The sequence below is a fragment of the Streptomyces sp. NPDC002870 genome (genome assembly GCF_042888505.1).
In the GTDB taxonomy this organism is placed as follows: Bacteria; Actinomycetota; Actinomycetes; order Streptomycetales; family Streptomycetaceae; genus Streptomyces.
In genome coordinates, this window is record NZ_JBIAPW010000012.1 from 60042 (window position 1) to 75090 (window position 15049).

Genomic DNA, 15049 nt, shown 5'->3' on the forward strand with positions numbered 1-15049 from the left:
CGTTGGTGGTTGCTCCCGGTGGTGGGTTTCCCCGTACCCCTACCGGCGTGTGAGGCGGAAGAGGCGGATCTGCCGCTCCACCCTTGACTGGTACGTCGCGTACGGCGGCCAGAACCTCAGGGCCGCCCGCCAGGCCTCTTCCCTTTCCTCGCCCTCCAGCAGGCGGGCGTGGACCTGGATGTCCTCACCCTTCCAGCTGACCTCCGCGTCCGGGTTCCTCAGCAGGTTCGTCGTCCAGGACGGGTGGCCGGGGCGGCCGAAGTTGGACCCGATCAGCAGCCAGTCGCCCGAGTCCTCCGGCATACAGGCCAGCGGGGTGACCCTCGGCAGGCCGCTCTTCGCCCCGCGGGCCGTGAGGATGACGCCCGGCAGCATCTGTGCGCTGAGCAGCACCTTGCCGCGTGTCAGGCGGTGCACCGTGCGGTCCATCGCCGGGATGAAGTGGGGCGCGATCTTCGCGAAGGCGCGGGTCGACGACACCTTCTGGATCAGTCGCACACCGGGTCGCCCACCGGGAGGCATCAGACCGCCACCGCCGGGCGCGCGGCGAAGAGTCCCGCCCGTTCGGCCGCATGCGCACGCAGCCGGTGGACCGGGCCGAACAGCAGCTCGTCCGCCGTCGCCCGTTTGAAGTAAAGGTGCGCCTCGTGTTCCCAGGTGAAGCCGATCCCGCCGTGCAGCTGGACGGCCTCACCGGTGACCACCCGCAGCGCCTCCAGGCACTGGGCCAGTGCCAGGCCGCCCTCCGCCGGGTCCCACGCCGCGTAGTACGCCGCCGAGCGGGCCGCCTGGACCCGTACGTACAGATCCGCCAGCCGGTGCTTCACCGCCTGGAAGGAGCCGATCGCCCGGCCGAACTGCTCGCGGGCGCGGACGTACTCCACCGTCCGGTCCAGCGCGCTCGCGGCGGCGCCGACCGCCTCCGCCGCCAGCAGGGCCGCCACCCGCGCCCCCGCGCCGGCCAGCGCCCCCGCCACATCCGCCGCGTCGTCAGCGCCCAGCAACTTGGCGGCGCAGTCCCGCAGTTCGATACGGGCCTGCGGCCGTGTCTCGTCCAGCGACGTCTGCCGGACCCGGGTAAGACCCGCCGCATCGGCCCGTACCAGGAAGAGGAGCGTGCGGCTGCGGGCGAAGCCGCCCGTGTGCGCCGCGACCAGCAGCAGTCCCGCGCTGTGCCCGTCGAGGACCTGCCGGGCCTCCCCGTAGAGCAGCCACGCCCCGTGCTCACCGGGCCGCGCCTGTACGCCGCCGGCCCGGCCGCCGCCCGCCCACTCCCCCGACGCGTTGTCACCAGTCAGCCCGAGAGCCGGCGCCAGAGCGCCTCCCGGCACAGCGAGTGCGCAGGTCAGTGAGCCGTCCGCGATCCGCGGCAGCAGCTCGCCCTGCTGCCCGGGCGTCCCGAGCGCGGTGATCAGCGGCGCCGCGAGCCCCGCGGTGGCCAGCAGCGGCGAGGGCAGCAGCGCCCGTCCGGTCTCCTCGCAGGCGAGCGCGAGCTCCGTGAGGCCGCACCCCACGCCGCCGTACGACTCGGGGAGCGCGAGACCCGGCAGGCCGAGCTGCTCGGACAGCTGCGCCCACAGCTGCGGGTCGTACCCGGCGGCGGTGCGGACAGCGGCCCTGACCTCGTCCGGGCCGGACCGTTTGGCCAGCAGCTCGCGCAGGGTGCGGCGGATCTCGTCCTGCTCCGCGGTGAAGGCGGTGTCCATGGGTCCCTCCGTATCTGACGGGCCGTCATGTTAGATCCGGCGGACCCAGATGCACAGAGGCATGCGCGCAGGCGTCAAGAAGCCGAGGACCAAGGCACGAAGGCACCAAGGAGCCAAGGGGCGCTCAGCAGACCTCACCCGGCGCAGCCGCGGTTGCCCGCAGCAGGTCGCGTACCAGGTCGTAGTCGATCCTCTCCGTACGCCGGAACCGCAGGCACCCCTTGCCCATGTCCTGATCGGCCAGCCGGTCCTCGAACCCGTCCCGGACGTCCGGCCGCATCAGATAGAAGGAGACGTACTGCTTCTGGTTGGCGAAGGCGATCTCCGGCTCACCATCCTTGCGGCGATAGCAGGGCATGCCCCACGCCATGACCTCCTCGTACTCCGCGAGCTCCGTACGGCACAGCTCCCGGATCCGGACCAGCGCCGTGAGCCGGTCCGGCTCCCCTACCTCCGCGAGATAGGTGTCGACATCTTCGGCATTGCTTCCAGCCATACGCTCCACGTTATCTGATGTACCGTCAGATTCATGCCTACCCCACAGCGCAGAGTCGCCATCGTCGGCATATCCCTCTCGGACTGCGGCCGCGTCGACGGCCCCACGCCCTACGCCCTCCATGCCCAGGCCGCTCGCCGCGCACTCGCCGACAGCGGCCTCGACCGGTCCGTCATCGACGGATTCGGCTCGGCGGGCCTCGGCACGCTCGCCCCGGCCGAGGTCGCCGAGTATCTGGGCCTGAAGCCACGCTGGGTGGACTCGACTGCCGTGGGCGGCGCCACCTGGGAGGTCATGGCGGCGCATGCGGCAGACGCGATCGCCGCCGGTCACGCCGGTGCCGTACTGCTCGTCTACGGATCGACCGCCCGCGCCGACATCAAGGCGCGACGGCGCACCTCCAACCTCTCCTTCGGCGGTCGCGGACCGCTCCAGTTCGAGGTCCCGTACGGCCACACCCTCATCGCCAAGTACGCGATGGCCGCCCGCCGCCATATGCACGAGTACGGCACGACGCTGGAGCAGCTCGCCTCGGTGGCGGTCCAGGCGCGGGCGAACGCCGCCGGCAACCCGGACGCGATGTTCCGCGACCCGATCACCGTCGACGAGGTGCTGGCCGGGCCGGTGATCGCGGACCCGTTCACCAAGCTGCACTGCTGTATCCGCAGCGACGGCGGCTGCGCGGTGCTGATCGCCGCGGAGGAGTACGTACCCGACTGCGCGAAGGAGCCTGTGTGGATTCTGGGCACCGGCGAGTACCTCTCCCACACCACCATGTCCCAGTGGGAGGACTTCACGGTCTCCCCGGCGGCGGTGAGCGGCCGGCTCGCCTTCGCGCGCGCGGGCGTCACCCCCGCCGACATCGACATCGCCGAGATCTATGATGCATTCACCTATATGACGCTGGTGACGCTGGAGGACCTGGGCTTCTGCGCCAAGGGCGAGGGCGGGCCCTTCGTCGAGAAGGGGCGGCTGAGGCTCGACGGCGAGCTGCCGGTGAACACCGACGGCGGCGGCCTTTCCGCCTGCCATCCCGGGATGCGCGGACTGTTTCTGCTGGTCGAGGCGGTACGGCAGCTGCGCGGCGAGGCCGAAGGACACCAGGTGCGCAAGACGGACGGCGGGCCACCGCGGCTGGCCGTGGCATCCGGTACGGGCGGCTGGTTCTGCTCGTCCGGAACGGTGGTGCTGGGCCGGGACTGAGAAACGGGTCCGAGGAAACGGAAGGAGCCCGTCGCGGCGAAGCCCGGGACTACTCCGGGAGCAGCCGCTCCACCAGCGCCGCGATGAGGTCGCCTGCCTCCTCCTGGGGGAAGACGTCCGGAAGCGTGAGGCGTTCCACGACCAGCCAATTGGCGGCGAGGTAGATCATCTTGACCGCATCGGCGTCGCCGGGCAGACCGGCGGCGAGGTGGCTGGTGACATTGTTCTCGACGTCCTCGCTGACGCGCTCGGTGAGCACGGCGCGCAGGGCGGGCCGACGGGTGGCCTCCAGACGCAGCTCCAGCAGCGCCAGATAGCCGGTGCGGAACGCGGTGACGCGCTCCACCACATCGCGCACCAGCTCGGCGGTCCGCGCGCGGGTCGCCGGCCCTTCGAGCATGGCCTCCATGGTCGCCTCGTCCGGGCGCATCCGCTCGTAGATCCGGCCGCCGGCCTGGGTGAGCAGGTCGTCGCGGTTGGCGAAATAGTTGGACGCGGTGCCCTGGGGCACCTCCGCCTCGGCGTCGACGGCCCGGAACGTCAGGCCGCGCGCACCCTCACGGGCGAGCACCTCGATGGCCGCGTCGACCAGCGCGGCGCGCCGGGCGAGGTTCTGCCTCATGCGTGTTCCTCTCACTGCCCCCTGACCCCTGACACCACTGCGAGTGTAGTAATGACCGCATGGACAACGATCAGCAGGAAACGTTCCGCAGGCTCCTGCACGCACAGCGGGTCTGGGACACCGCGCTCCCCGGCTTCGACCCTGACGCGGCGCCGCGCGCGCCGCTGCCGCTGTTCCACCGGTGGTTCGCGGAGGCCGTGGCTGCCGGTCAGACAGAGCCGCACACCATGACCCTGGCCACCGTGGACGAGCAGGGGCGTCCCGACGTACGGACGCTGATGCTGCACGACGCGGACGAGCGGGGCTGGCACTTCGCCTCGCACGCCACCAGCGCGAAGGGCCGCCAGCTGGCCGCGCACCCCGATGCCGCGCTGGGCTTCTACTGGGCGGCGCAGGGCCGTCAGATCCGGATCCGGGGCACGGTGAGCGCGGGCGGCTCCACCGAGAGCCAGGCCGATCTGCACGCCCGCTCGACGGGCGCGCTGGCCGCGGCGCTCACCGGCCGCCAGAGTGAAGTGCTCGGCTCCCAGAGCGAGTTGGCAGAGGCCTCGCAAGCGGCGTGGGAGCGGGCGCAGGCCGAGCCCGACGCACCCGTGCCGACCTGGACGCGCTATGTGCTCGATCCGCACGAGGTGGAGTTCTTCCAGGGCGACGAGCAGCGGCGGCACGTACGGCTGCGCTACCGCCGCGAGGACGGCGGGTGGGCGACGGAGCTGCTCTGGCCGTGATCACGCCGATCAGGCCGGCCGGAAGACGGGGACTGCTTGCTCGCCGTCCTCCTGGCGGAAGGTGACCTCCAGCGCCATGTCGATGCTCAGCCCGCCCTCCGGGCGCCGAACGATCTCGGTCATCATGCGCGGCCCCTCGACGAGATCGACGACCGCGGCGGTGTACGGGACGCGGGCGCCGAAGGGCGGCAGGTCATTGCGGTGCACGACGGACCAGGTGTACAGCGTCGCGCGGCCGCTCGCCCGCTCCCAGTCGACGTCCTCGCTCCAGCAGTACGGGCAGAACTCGCGCGGATAGTGGTGAGTTCTCGTGCACGCGCGGCAACGGCGGATCAGCAGCCGTCCGTCGGTGGCGGCGTCCCAGAAGGGGCGGGTGAAGTCGTCGATTTCGGGCAGATCGAACCGCGGCTCCGTCGTCATCAGAAAAGTCCGATCGCGCTGTCGAGAGACCAGGTCTGCCAGGACATGGCAAAGAGCGCGACGAAAGATATGAGCGCCATCATGGCGTTCTGCCCCTGTTCCGCCCAGTCGTGGATCATCAGGACGAGGTAGAGCAGGTTGAGGAGCAGGCCGCCGACGAGAGCGATCGGGGTCAGGAAGCCGACGACCAGACCGAGGCCGAGGGCGAGTTCGGCGTAGACGACGATGTACGCCATCACCTTGGGGCGGGGCTGGACCACCGTCTCGAAGCCGGTCTTCACCAAGGGCCACTTGTGCTTGCCCGCGACGTCGGCGGCCCAGGCGATGCCGGTGCCGCGCTCGAACCAGCCCTTCTTGTCCTTGTGGCGCCAGCTCTCCAGCCACCACAGGCCGAGACCGATACGAAGGACGGCGAGCCATTCGGCACCGGTGAGCCAGACGGTCTCCATCCGGGCCCCCTTTCCACATTTCTGACGGTACGTCAGTTCAGCGGATGGGGCGACCCGCGCGCAAGGGATGCGGCGGCTTGTGAACAAGTGGTGTACGCGCGTGATCAATTCGCAACCGATTCCCGCCTTGACTGAGACCCATTAAGTAATCGTGCGATTACGCTCACGATTCATGCCCGACGAAATGGACATCGACCTCACGAACGACCGGCCCGTCTACGTCATCGGCGGCGGCCCGGGCGGTCTCGCGGCTGCCGCCGCACTGCGGGAGCAGGGCGTACGGGCCGTGGTGCTGGAGAAGTCCGAATCCGTGGGCGCGTCCTGGCGGCGCCACTACGACCGGCTGCATCTGCACACCACACGGCGGCTGTCCGGCCTGCCCGGCCTCGCGATACCGCGGTCCTTCGGACGCTGGGTCTCGCGCGACGACGTGATCCGCTACCTGGAGAAGTACGCGGAGCTCCACGAGCTGGAGATCGTGACAGGGGTCGAGGTCTCCCGGATCGAGCCGTCGGGCTCCGACTGGCTGCTGCACGCCACGGGCGGGCGGCTGCTGACCGGGCGGGCGGTCGTGGTGGCCACCGGCTACAACCACACCCCGCGACTGCCGGACTGGCCGGGCCGCGATTCGTACACCGGCGAACTGCTCCACGCGGGCGAGTACCGCAACGCCGCCCCGTACGCGGGCAAGGACGTACTGGTCGTCGGCGTCGGCAACACCGGCGCCGAGATAGCCGTCGACCTGATGGAGGGCGGCGCCGCCCGGGTCCGCCTCGCCGTGCGGACGGCTCCGCACATCGTCCGCCGCTCGACGGCGGGCTGGCCGGCCCAGCGCACCGGCATCCTGGTCCGCCGCCTCCCGGTCCGCCTCGTGGACCGGGCGGGCGAGATCATGTGCAAGATCTCCGTCCCCGACCTCACCGAACAGGGCCTGCCCCGCCCGGACACGGGCTTGTACTCCCGGGTGCGCGAAGGCGCGATCCCGGTCCAGGACGTCGGCCTGATCGCCGCGGTGCGGTCCGGAAAGGTCGAACCGGTCGCGGCGCTGGACTCCTTCGAGGACAGCAAGGCGGTCCTTGCGGACGGCACCCGCATCTCCCCCGACACGGTGATCGCGGCGACGGGCTACCGGCGGGCACTGGAGAACCTCGTCGGCCACCTCGGCGTACTGGACGAGCGGGGACGGCCGGTGGCGCACGGCGGGCGTTCGCCGGGGACGGCGCCGGGGCTCTTCTTCACCGGGTTCACCAACCCGATCAGCGGGATGCTACGCGAGATGGCGATCGACGCACGAAAGATCGCGAAGGCGCTGGCGCGCTAGCGGGGCGCCAGGCCGCCCCACCAGGAGAGCGTGATCCCGCTCCCGCTCCCGCTCCCGCTCGATGCGGGCGGGTGCGGGCTCGCGCGCACGGGTACGAGTGGGGAGCGGCCGTTCGCGGGGCAGCGGCAGCCGTATGCGGGGCGGCCGTATGCGGGGCGGCCGTATGCGGGGCGGCCGTTTCGCGGGGCGATCTGCGCACCCGCGAGAACCGGGCGTGGCGTTCCGCAGAACACGCACATCGGCGGCCGCCGCCGACCTTTGCCCGCAGGACTGTTCCTGACAGGCCGTCAGTTCTGTAATCTGACTATGCGTCAGTTAACTGTCCGACGAGCAGGAGCGGGGCTCGGCGATGCTTGGATCGACTCACGGCACCCTCACCACCGACCTCCGCGCCCGCGTTGTGGCCTGCGGCGAATCACCGCACACCGCTGTGCACGGCACCGCCACGGACGGCGATCTGGACGTCAGCGGCCGGCCGCTGTACGCGCCCGTGCCCGATCTGGACCGGTTCTTCCGGCCCGCCTCCGTCGCCGTCGTCGGGGCGTCCGACGGCGAGGGCCGGCCCAATACCGGGATCACCCGGCAGCTCGTCGACTGGGCCGAGCGCGTCGGGGCGCGGCTGTATCCCGTGCATCAGACCCGGGAGAGCGTCTTCGGACTGCGCTGTGCGCCGTCCGTCGGTGAGCTGCCCGAGCAGATCGACCTCGCCGTGCTGCTGGTCGCCGACCCGCTGCCGCTGGTCGAGGAACTCGCGGCGGCCAAGGTGAAGTTCGCCGTGGCCTTCGCCTCCGGGTACGCCGAGACCGGCGAGCAGGGCGCGGCGGCTCAGCGGCAGTTGGCGGCGGCGGTGGAGCGCTCCGGGCTGCGGATGCTGGGGCCGAACACCAATCTCAACGCCTTCGAGAAGATCAGGGACGACCTGGAGGGGCCGGCGATCGCGCTGATCACCCAGTCCGGACACCAGGGGCGGCCCGTCTTCACCATGCAGGAGCTCGGCATACGGCTCTCCCACTGGGCGCCCACAGGCAACGAGGCCGACCTGGAGACCGCCGACTTCATCTCGTACTTCGCGGAGCGGCCCGAGGTCGGGGCCATCGCCTGCTACGTCGAGGGGCTCAAGGACGGACGCTCCTTCCTGCTCGCCGCCGACCGGGCCGCACGGCGCGGTGTGCCGGTGGTCGCGGTCAAGGTCGGGCGGACCGAGACCGGTGCGCGGATGGCCGCCTCGCACACCGGCAAACTGACCGGCGCGGACCAGGTGGTGGACGCGGCGATGCGGCAGTTCGGCGTGATCCGGGTGGACGGGCTCGACGAACTCCAGGACACGTCAGCGCTGTTGGCGCGGGCCCGCAGGCCCGTGGCCGACGGCGTCGTGGTCTATTCGATCTCGGGCGGCACGGGCGCGCACTTCTCGGACCTGGCGACCGCGGCGGGGCTGCGGCTGCCGCGGCTCTCCGAGGCCAAGCAGGCCGAGCTGCACGAGTGGATACCGCCGTATCTGAGCGTCGCGAACCCCGTCGACAACGGCGGGCATCCCGTGGGCGACTGGCGCGGGCGCAAGATCATCGATGCGATCCTGGCCGACCCGGAGGTCGGGGTGCTGATCTGTCCGATCACCGGCCCCTTCCCGCCGATGAGCGACAAGCTGGCGCAGGACCTGGTGGACGCGGCGGAGGCCACGGAGAAGCCGGTGTGCGTGGTGTGGGGGTCGCCGGTGGGCACTGAGGCGGCGTACCGCGAGACGCTGCTCGGGTCCTCGCGGGTCGCCACCTTCCGTACCTTCGCCAACTGCATCACCGCCGTCCGCGCCTACCTGGACCACCACCGCTTCAGGGCCGGCTACCTCTCCCCCTTCGACGAGGCGCCGCGCACCCCGTCCCCCTCTTTCCGCAAGGCGCAGGCACTGATGCGCCCGGGAAAGCAGCTGAGCGAGCACGCGGCGAAGCAGCTCCTTCGGGCGTACGGCATCCGCGTGCCGCGCGAGCAGCTGGTGACCAGCGCGGCGGCGGCGGTGCGGGCCGCGGGGCTGGTCGGCTACCCGGTCGTCATGAAGGCGTCGGGGACGCAGCTCGCCCACAAGACCGAACTGGGCCTGGTCAAGGTCGGGCTGACCTCGGCCAGCCAGGTCCGCGACGCCTATCGGGAACTGACCGACATCGCCCGCTACGAGGGCGTCGACCTCGACGGGATCCTGGTCTGCCAGATGGTCGAGCGGGGGGTCGAGATGGTCGTCGGCGTCACCCAGGACGCGCTGTTCGGCCCGACGGTGACGGTCGGCCTCGGCGGGGTGCTGGTGGAGGTGCTGCACGACGCGGCCGTGCGCGTACCGCCCTTCGGCGAGGACCAGGCGCGCGCGATGCTCAGCGAACTGCGCGGCCGTGCCCTGCTGGACGGTGTCAGGGGCGGCCCGCCGGTGGATGTGGACGCGCTGGTGGAGGTGGTGCTGCGGGTCGAGCGGATGGCGCTGGAGCTGGGCGACGAGCTGTCGGAGCTGGACATCAACCCGCTGATGGTGCTGCCACGCGGGCAGGGCGCGGTGGCGCTGGACGCGCTGGCGGTGTGCCGGTAAGTCACCCGCCCACCTGACGATTCGGAGCCGTACCCCCATGACTTCCTCCCCCGAAGAGCCCGTTGGTCACGTTGATCGCGTCGATGGCGTCGATGCCGTCGATCACGTTGAGTCATTGATACTGCACGCCACTGACAACGGCGTCTCGTCCATCACGCTCAACCGCCCCGAAGCCATGAACGCCGTCACCTGGGACCAGCGGGAGAGGATCATCGCGCTGCTCGCCGCCGCCTCCGCCGACCCAGGGATCCGGGCCGTCGTCATCACCGCGACCGGCAAGGGCTTCTGCGCGGGCGCGGACCTGCGCGGGACACCGCCGGCCGGTCGGGAGCGGATCCCCGGAGACGTCGCGCGGACGATACGGCTCGGCGCGCAGCGCCTCATCGGGGCCGTACTGGACTGCGAGAAGCCCGTGATCGCCGCCGTCAACGGAACCGCCGCGGGCATCGGCGCGCATCTCGCGTTCGCCTGTGATCTCGTACTGGCCGCGGAAGGGGCCAAGTTCATCGAGGTGTTCGTACGGCGCGGGCTCGTCCCGGACGGCGGCGGTGCGTACCTGCTCCCCCGGCTGATCGGGCCGCAAAGGGCCAAGGAGCTCATGTTCTTCGGCGACTCGCTGCCCGCGGCGGAGGCCGAGCGGATCGGGCTGGTCAACCGCGTCGTGGCGGCGGAGGAGCTGGAGAAGACCGCGCGCGAGTGGGCGCAACGCCTCGCGTCCGGGCCGACGAGGGCGATCGCGCTCACCAAACAACTGGTGAACGCCTCGTTCGACGCAGACCGGGCCGCGGCGTTCGCCGCGGAGGCTGCCGCGCAGGAGATCAATATGACGACGCGGGACGCCAACGAGGGCGTGGCGAGCTTCGTGGAACGCCGCACGCCTCAGTACCGCGGGCTCTAGCCAACCGCGAGTTCCTCCCGAATTCACTCCCAACGCGCCCCGGGCAGGCCCGAGTTGGGACCAGACCCGTTGCATTTCTGACATGGCACCGCCATGCTGTACCCGCGGGTAGGTCTACTCGTGTAGACCGCTCAGTGCCACAGCTCTCACGCTCCATCCGAATGCGACCCAGAATGCCCCCACTCGCTTCAGGAGGACCTCTTGAGCAGTAGACGTGCACGGCCCAGACTCCTTGCCGGTGCCATCATTTCCGTCACCTGCCTGGCCGCCGTCCAGCTTGCCGCGTTTCCCGCGGCGGCCGCCCCGGCCGACACCGCGACGGGGGACCGGGCGACAGCCTCGGCCCCGTCGTCCCGCGCAGCAACCTCGGCCGCGGTCAGCCGCATCGGGGACCGGACCGCCCGGGCGGTCGCCGCTTCGCTCGCCGACGCGGGCTGGCGCTCGCAGGTACGGGATGCGGCCGTGGCCGACCAGCAGTTGGACCTGCGCGCGCTGACCGGCCGGGCAGCCACCGCGCAGGCCGGCAAGCGCCTCACGTCCTCGCTGGTCACGGCCGACCGGCAGATCGCCGCCGCCAAGGGCCTTGGCGCGGACACCGGTTCCCTGCTGCGGCTGCGGCTGGGCGCAGACTCGATGCGCAAGGATCTCAAGGCGGGAGCCGCCCCGCTGGTCGCCGCCGCCACGGCCGACGACAATGCCAAGACGATCACCGCATACGACAGCCAGGGCACCGCCCACAGGCTGGACGCGCGCAAGACGCCCGACCGGCCCGTCTATGTGCTCGACATCGACGAGTCCAAGGCCCTTGCGGCGGGCATGGAGGTCATGCGCGAGGAGTTCGGCAAGCAGGGCCTGACGATGCCGCAGGCGAGCACCGCCAGTGCGGGCTTCTGGACCACGCGTATAACCGGCGTGGCGCTCTCGGACGACGAGGAGCCCTGGATCAAGGGCGACGCCGAGGTCTACTCGCTCGTGACCGGCTTCGGCCTGGACGGCAAGGTCCGCGTCGACCCGGTAGAGATGCCCTACCTGGACAAAGACGGAGTGGTCTACCGCCCCAACCAGATCCTGGTGAACTGGTCCAACTACAAGTACAACCTCGCCGACGTCGTGATGATGGAGGAGGACGGCAGCACCAACTACCGCGACCTCGCCAAGGCCATCGCCGGCATCCTGCTCACCATCGCCGACCAGGGCGCCTACATACCGTTGGTGAACGCGGTCCTGGACGCCATTCCCGACGACTGGTGGACCGACGACCCGGACTACGTCGACTCCTGGTACACCCTGGCCAAGAACGACGCCGGCCGCCGCGACGGCGCCCGCGCGAACGGCTGGATGACGGTCGAGCCGTACTACGTCCAGGGGTTGTGAGACCTCGTCCGAACCTCCGCTCGCAGCCTTTGTTCTGAGCGCGAGGCGCTCGCGGTGACGGCCTCTGCGGCCAGGCTGAATTGCCTGGCCACAGAGGCCGTTGCCCCTCTGCCTGAGCTCTAGTCGTCGGCAACCGCCAGGTCGAGCTCGCCGATGAGTTCGGGGTCGGCGAGAATGTCGATCCCGACGATCTTCCCGTCCCTGATCGTGAAGTCGAAGACGATCCGCGGCTTCCCGCCCGGAGCCCACAGGGCGCCCGCCGCCCCGTCCACCAGAGCCGGCTGAGCCATCCGGGCCCGCCCCGAGAAGGAGTCGGCCACCGCCTGCGCGCCACGGACCTGCTCGGCCGCCCCCGCGGAAACGGCAGCGCGGTCGGCCCGGAGCACGACGTCCGGATCGAGCACGGCGAGCAGCGCGTCGAACTCACCGCCGCGCGAGGCGGCGAGGAAGGCGTCGACGACCGCGCGCTTGCGACCGAGGTCGACCTCTGGAACCGGAGCCGCCCCCTGCACCCGGCGGCGTGCGCGGCTGGCGAGCTGCCGTGCCGCGACGGGAGAGCGCTCCACGATGGGGGCGATCTCGTCGAAGGGCACGGCGAACATGTCATGCAGTACGAAGGCGAGCCGCTCCGCAGGAGCCAGCGTGTCGAGTACGACGAGCAGCGCGAGCCCGACCGAGTCGGCCAGCACTGCCTCCTGCTCGGGGTCGATCCCCTCGGCCCGTTCCGCACGGCTCACGACGGGCTCGGGCGCCTGCGCGTCCAGCGGGTCCTCACGCCGTGAGGTGCGCGAACGCAGCATGTTCAGCGACACCCGGCCGACCACGGTCGTCAGCCAGGCGCCCATGTTCTCGACCCCGCCGGTGTCGGATCGGCTGATGCGCAGCCACGCTTCCTGAAGGGCGTCGTCCGCCTCGCTCGCCGAGCCGAGCATGCGGTAGGCCACGGCCCGAAGATGGCTCCGGTGCGCCTCGAACCGCTCAGCCAGCCGCTCGTGCTCGTCCATCGGTCACTTACCTCCGTCGCGTCGTGTCACAGCGATGACCGACCAAACCCATCCGATGTGACAGGGGGATGCAATGCAAGCACCGATGAGCACGGATCGCGCGAGCTGCACGGGGTATGGGCTGGGCGGGTGCACCCCTTCCAATCTGACGCATCGTCAGGTTCAATGGCCATGTGATGGGACACGCAGGGATGGCGGCCACCGCCGTCCGATACCTCAGGTCCGTGGGGGCTCCCACGGCCACCGACCCGGCGGCCCACCCGGCCGACGAGCCGTTCGACGCGCTGCCGCGCCCCGACCTGCGGGCCGTCGGTGATGACGAGCGACTGCCCGTCGCACCGGCCGAATTCCGGCGCGTGCTGGGGCACTTCGCGACCGGCGTCACCGTCGTCACGGCGCACGACGATGACGGCCCGGCCGGGTTCGCCTGCCAGTCCCTCGTGTCCCTGTCGCTCGATCCGCCGCTGATCGCCTTCATGGTCGCCCGTACGTCCACCACCTGGCCGCGCATCGCCCGCGCCGGGGCCTTCTGCGTCAACGTCCTGGGCGCGCACCAGGGCGAACTGTGCCGGGGGTTCGCCGTCAGCGGCGCGGACAAGTTCGCCGGGGTCGTCCACACCGCGTCCCCCGCGACCGGGTCGCCGCTCCTTGACGCCGTACCGGCTTGGATCGACTGCACGATCCAGGCGGTACACACCGGGGGCGACCACCTGATCGTCGTCGGTCGCGTGGCGGCGCTCGGCGCGGAGGACGATGGCGCGCCGCTGCTCTTCCACCGCGGAAGGTTCGGGCGCCTCAGCCACTGACCGCGTCTTCCGCCCCCTTCTGCGAGGAGACCGACTTTACCGACGACACCGGCGACAGCGCGGCCAGCGGTCTGCGCCGGATCACCAGGGCCATCAGCGCCGCTACCGCGCACAGCGCGCCCGAGGCGTACCAGACCACGTCGTACGAGCCGAAGACGTCCCGCGCCACGCCGCCCCCGAAGGCGATGATCGCCGCGCCCACCTGGTGCGATGCCAGCACCCAGCCGAACACGATCGCGCTGTCCTCGCCGTAGTGCTCACGGCACAGGGCGATCGTCGGCGGCACGGTGGCCACCCAGTCCAGGCCGTAGAAGACGATGAAGAAGAGCATCGGCGGGTGGACTGACGGGGCAAGCAGCATCGGGAGGAAGAGCAGGGAGATCCCGCGCAGCGCGTAGTACACCGCCAGCAGCCGCCGCGCCTCGAAGCGGTCGGTGAACCAGCCCGAAGCGATCGTGCCGACGACATCGAAGACGCCTATCACCGCCAGCAGCGACGCCGCCGCCGTGATCGGCATGCCGTGGTCGTGGGCGGCGGGCACGAAGTGGGTTTTGACCAGGCCGTTCGTCGAGGCGCCGCAGATCGCGAAGGTGCCCGCCAGCAGCCAGAACGGCCCGGTGCGGGCCGCCTTGAACAGCACCCTGACCGCGCGGCGGGCCGCGCCCGGTACCGGGTCCGGCTTGGGGGTGAAGCCCTCCGCGCCGTACGCGGCGATCCCCACGTCCGCCGGGTGGTCCCGCAGCAGCAGCCAGACGAAGGGGACTACGGCCAGCGCCGAGAGCGCGACCGTGATCGAGGCCGGACGCCAGCCGTGGTTCTCGACCAGCCAGGAGAGGAGAGGGAGAAAGACGAGCTGGCCGGAGGCGCCGGCCGCGGTGAGGATGCCGGTGACCAGTCCGCGCCGCTGCACGAACCAGCGATTGGTGACCGTCGCGGCGAACGCCAGCGCCATCGAGCCGCTGCCGAGGCCCACGAGGATGCCCCAGTAGAGGACGAGCTGCCAGGACGTCGTCATGAAGACGGTGAGCCCGGAGCCGACCGCGATGACCGTGAGGGCTACGGCGACCACCCGGCGGATGCCGAAGCGGTCCATCAGCGCCGCGGCGAACGGCGCGGTGAGCCCGTACAGCGCGAGATTGACCGAGACCGCGAAACCGATCGTGCCGCGCGACCAGTCGAACTCCTCGTGCAGCGGCTCGATCAGCAGACCGGGCAGCGAGGCGAAGGCCGCGGCGCCGATGATCGTCACAAAGGTGACGACGGCCACGAACCACGCACGGTGGATACGGATACGCCGAGGGCGATGAATGGGCGATCTGTCGTGCTGCGGCTCGGTTGTCTGGGTCACGTCACCCAGCATCCGGGGAGCGATCAACCGCAACGAGTGGCCCGGAGGACAGCGTTCGATAGGATCGGGCCATGGGCGACGTCATGGACGACGTCATGGACGAGG

15 protein-coding genes are annotated in these 15049 nt (G+C 70.9%); 7 read left to right on the plus strand and 8 right to left on the minus strand.

Annotated elements, in window-relative coordinates; genetic code table 11:
- Positions 1 to 39 precede the first annotated feature (39 nt).
- The 3 genes from ACFYWY_RS17230 to ACFYWY_RS17240 form a co-directional block, all read right to left on the minus strand.
- On the minus strand, positions 40 to 522 hold the full coding sequence (locus ACFYWY_RS17230; protein WP_389186516.1) for a nitroreductase family deazaflavin-dependent oxidoreductase: 483 nt from the start codon (positions 520 to 522) through the stop codon (positions 40 to 42).
- Complete coding sequence (locus ACFYWY_RS17235) at positions 522 to 1706, minus strand: acyl-CoA dehydrogenase family protein (protein WP_389186519.1); 1185 nt, start codon at positions 1704 to 1706, stop codon at positions 522 to 524. The genes ACFYWY_RS17230 and ACFYWY_RS17235 overlap by 1 nt, the downstream gene beginning before the upstream one ends.
- A 124-nt stretch (positions 1707 to 1830) precedes the next feature.
- Positions 1831 to 2202, minus strand: coding sequence for an iron chaperone (locus tag ACFYWY_RS17240; protein ID WP_389186522.1), 372 nt, complete (start codon positions 2200 to 2202; stop codon positions 1831 to 1833).
- Positions 2203 to 2235: 33 nt separating this feature from the next.
- Here ACFYWY_RS17240 and ACFYWY_RS17245 point away from each other — a divergent pair, with 33 nt between their 5' ends.
- Positions 2236 to 3405 (plus strand): acetyl-CoA acetyltransferase, encoded by a 1170-nt coding sequence (locus ACFYWY_RS17245; protein WP_389186525.1) that lies wholly within the window; start codon positions 2236 to 2238, stop codon positions 3403 to 3405.
- A 49-nt stretch (positions 3406 to 3454) separates the two neighbouring features.
- On the opposite strand, the gene ACFYWY_RS17250 is transcribed toward ACFYWY_RS17245, so the two are convergent.
- Complete coding sequence (locus tag ACFYWY_RS17250) at positions 3455 to 4027, minus strand: TetR/AcrR family transcriptional regulator (RefSeq protein WP_389186528.1); 573 nt, start codon at positions 4025 to 4027, stop codon at positions 3455 to 3457.
- Positions 4028 to 4086: 59 nt separating this feature from the next.
- Here ACFYWY_RS17250 and ACFYWY_RS17255 point away from each other — a divergent pair, with 59 nt between their 5' ends.
- Positions 4087 to 4755, plus strand: a complete 669-nt coding sequence (locus ACFYWY_RS17255; protein ID WP_389186531.1) for a pyridoxal 5'-phosphate synthase — start codon at positions 4087 to 4089, stop codon at positions 4753 to 4755.
- Between the two features lie 9 nt (positions 4756 to 4764).
- On the opposite strand, the gene ACFYWY_RS17260 is transcribed toward ACFYWY_RS17255, so the two are convergent.
- Together ACFYWY_RS17260 and ACFYWY_RS17265 are read right to left on the minus strand one after the other, a co-directional pair.
- Positions 4765 to 5175 carry a Zn-ribbon domain-containing OB-fold protein gene (locus tag ACFYWY_RS17260; RefSeq protein WP_389186534.1) on the minus strand — a complete coding sequence of 137 codons (411 nt, stop codon included), beginning with the start codon at positions 5173 to 5175 and terminating at the stop codon, positions 4765 to 4767.
- Entirely contained in the window at positions 5175 to 5624 is a 450-nt protein-coding gene (locus tag ACFYWY_RS17265) for a DoxX family protein (RefSeq protein WP_389186537.1), read from the minus strand. Before ACFYWY_RS17265 ends, ACFYWY_RS17260 begins: the two co-directional genes overlap by 1 nt.
- 172 nt (positions 5625 to 5796) lie before the next feature.
- Here ACFYWY_RS17265 and ACFYWY_RS17270 point away from each other — a divergent pair, with 172 nt between their 5' ends.
- From ACFYWY_RS17270 to ACFYWY_RS17285, 4 genes are all read left to right on the plus strand, one after another.
- Positions 5797 to 6945: a flavin-containing monooxygenase gene (locus ACFYWY_RS17270; RefSeq protein ID WP_389186540.1), complete on the plus strand. Its 1149-nt coding sequence runs from the start codon at positions 5797 to 5799 to the stop codon at positions 6943 to 6945.
- A gap of 349 nt (positions 6946 to 7294) precedes the next feature.
- Complete coding sequence (locus ACFYWY_RS17275) at positions 7295 to 9514, plus strand: acetate--CoA ligase family protein (protein WP_389186543.1); 2220 nt, start codon at positions 7295 to 7297, stop codon at positions 9512 to 9514.
- Positions 9515 to 9551: 37 nt separating this feature from the next.
- On the plus strand, positions 9552 to 10412 hold the full coding sequence (locus ACFYWY_RS17280; protein ID WP_389186546.1) for an enoyl-CoA hydratase/isomerase family protein: 861 nt from the start codon (positions 9552 to 9554) through the stop codon (positions 10410 to 10412).
- 201 nt (positions 10413 to 10613) lie between these two features.
- On the plus strand, positions 10614 to 11786 hold the full coding sequence (locus ACFYWY_RS17285) for a DUF3103 family protein (RefSeq protein ID WP_389186549.1): 1173 nt from the start codon (positions 10614 to 10616) through the stop codon (positions 11784 to 11786).
- A 119-nt stretch (positions 11787 to 11905) separates the two neighbouring features.
- Here the strand turns inward: ACFYWY_RS17285 and ACFYWY_RS17290 are convergent, their stop codons facing one another.
- Positions 11906 to 12790, minus strand: a complete 885-nt coding sequence (locus ACFYWY_RS17290) for a sigma-70 family RNA polymerase sigma factor (RefSeq protein ID WP_389186552.1) — start codon at positions 12788 to 12790, stop codon at positions 11906 to 11908.
- Between the two features lie 191 nt (positions 12791 to 12981).
- On the opposite strand from ACFYWY_RS17290, the gene ACFYWY_RS17295 reads away from it, so the two are divergent.
- Complete coding sequence (locus tag ACFYWY_RS17295) at positions 12982 to 13596, plus strand: flavin reductase family protein (protein WP_389186936.1); 615 nt, start codon at positions 12982 to 12984, stop codon at positions 13594 to 13596.
- Here ACFYWY_RS17295 and ACFYWY_RS17300 read toward each other — a convergent pair.
- A complete protein-coding gene (locus tag ACFYWY_RS17300; protein WP_389186555.1) occupies positions 13586 to 14956 on the minus strand; it encodes an MFS transporter in 1371 nt (456 codons plus the stop codon). The genes ACFYWY_RS17295 and ACFYWY_RS17300 overlap by 11 nt on opposite strands.
- Positions 14957 to 15049 lie beyond the last annotated feature (93 nt).

What these genes read in the sequence shown, in the direction of transcription:
- ACFYWY_RS17230 (WP_389186516.1), bottom strand. Translation starts at nt 522, where the DNA reads ATGCCTCCCGGTGGGCGACCCGGTGTGCGACTGATCCAGAAGGTGTCG.
- ACFYWY_RS17235 (WP_389186519.1), bottom strand. Translation starts at nt 1,706, where the DNA reads ATGGACACCGCCTTCACCGCGGAGCAGGACGAGATCCGCCGCACCCTG.
- ACFYWY_RS17240 (WP_389186522.1), bottom strand. Translation starts at nt 2,202, where the DNA reads ATGGCTGGAAGCAATGCCGAAGATGTCGACACCTATCTCGCGGAGGTA.
- ACFYWY_RS17245 (WP_389186525.1), top strand. Translation starts at nt 2,236, where the DNA reads ATGCCTACCCCACAGCGCAGAGTCGCCATCGTCGGCATATCCCTCTCG.
- ACFYWY_RS17250 (WP_389186528.1), bottom strand. Translation starts at nt 4,027, where the DNA reads ATGAGGCAGAACCTCGCCCGGCGCGCCGCGCTGGTCGACGCGGCCATC.
- ACFYWY_RS17255 (WP_389186531.1), top strand. Translation starts at nt 4,087, where the DNA reads ATGGACAACGATCAGCAGGAAACGTTCCGCAGGCTCCTGCACGCACAG.
- ACFYWY_RS17260 (WP_389186534.1), bottom strand. Translation starts at nt 5,175, where the DNA reads ATGACGACGGAGCCGCGGTTCGATCTGCCCGAAATCGACGACTTCACC.
- ACFYWY_RS17265 (WP_389186537.1), bottom strand. Translation starts at nt 5,624, where the DNA reads ATGGAGACCGTCTGGCTCACCGGTGCCGAATGGCTCGCCGTCCTTCGT.
- ACFYWY_RS17270 (WP_389186540.1), top strand. Translation starts at nt 5,797, where the DNA reads ATGCCCGACGAAATGGACATCGACCTCACGAACGACCGGCCCGTCTAC.
- ACFYWY_RS17275 (WP_389186543.1), top strand. Translation starts at nt 7,295, where the DNA reads ATGCTTGGATCGACTCACGGCACCCTCACCACCGACCTCCGCGCCCGC.
- ACFYWY_RS17280 (WP_389186546.1), top strand. Translation starts at nt 9,552, where the DNA reads ATGACTTCCTCCCCCGAAGAGCCCGTTGGTCACGTTGATCGCGTCGAT.
- ACFYWY_RS17290 (WP_389186552.1), bottom strand. Translation starts at nt 12,790, where the DNA reads ATGGACGAGCACGAGCGGCTGGCTGAGCGGTTCGAGGCGCACCGGAGC.
- ACFYWY_RS17295 (WP_389186936.1), top strand. Translation starts at nt 12,982, where the DNA reads ATGGCGGCCACCGCCGTCCGATACCTCAGGTCCGTGGGGGCTCCCACG.
- ACFYWY_RS17300 (WP_389186555.1), bottom strand. Translation starts at nt 14,956, where the DNA reads ATGCTGGGTGACGTGACCCAGACAACCGAGCCGCAGCACGACAGATCG.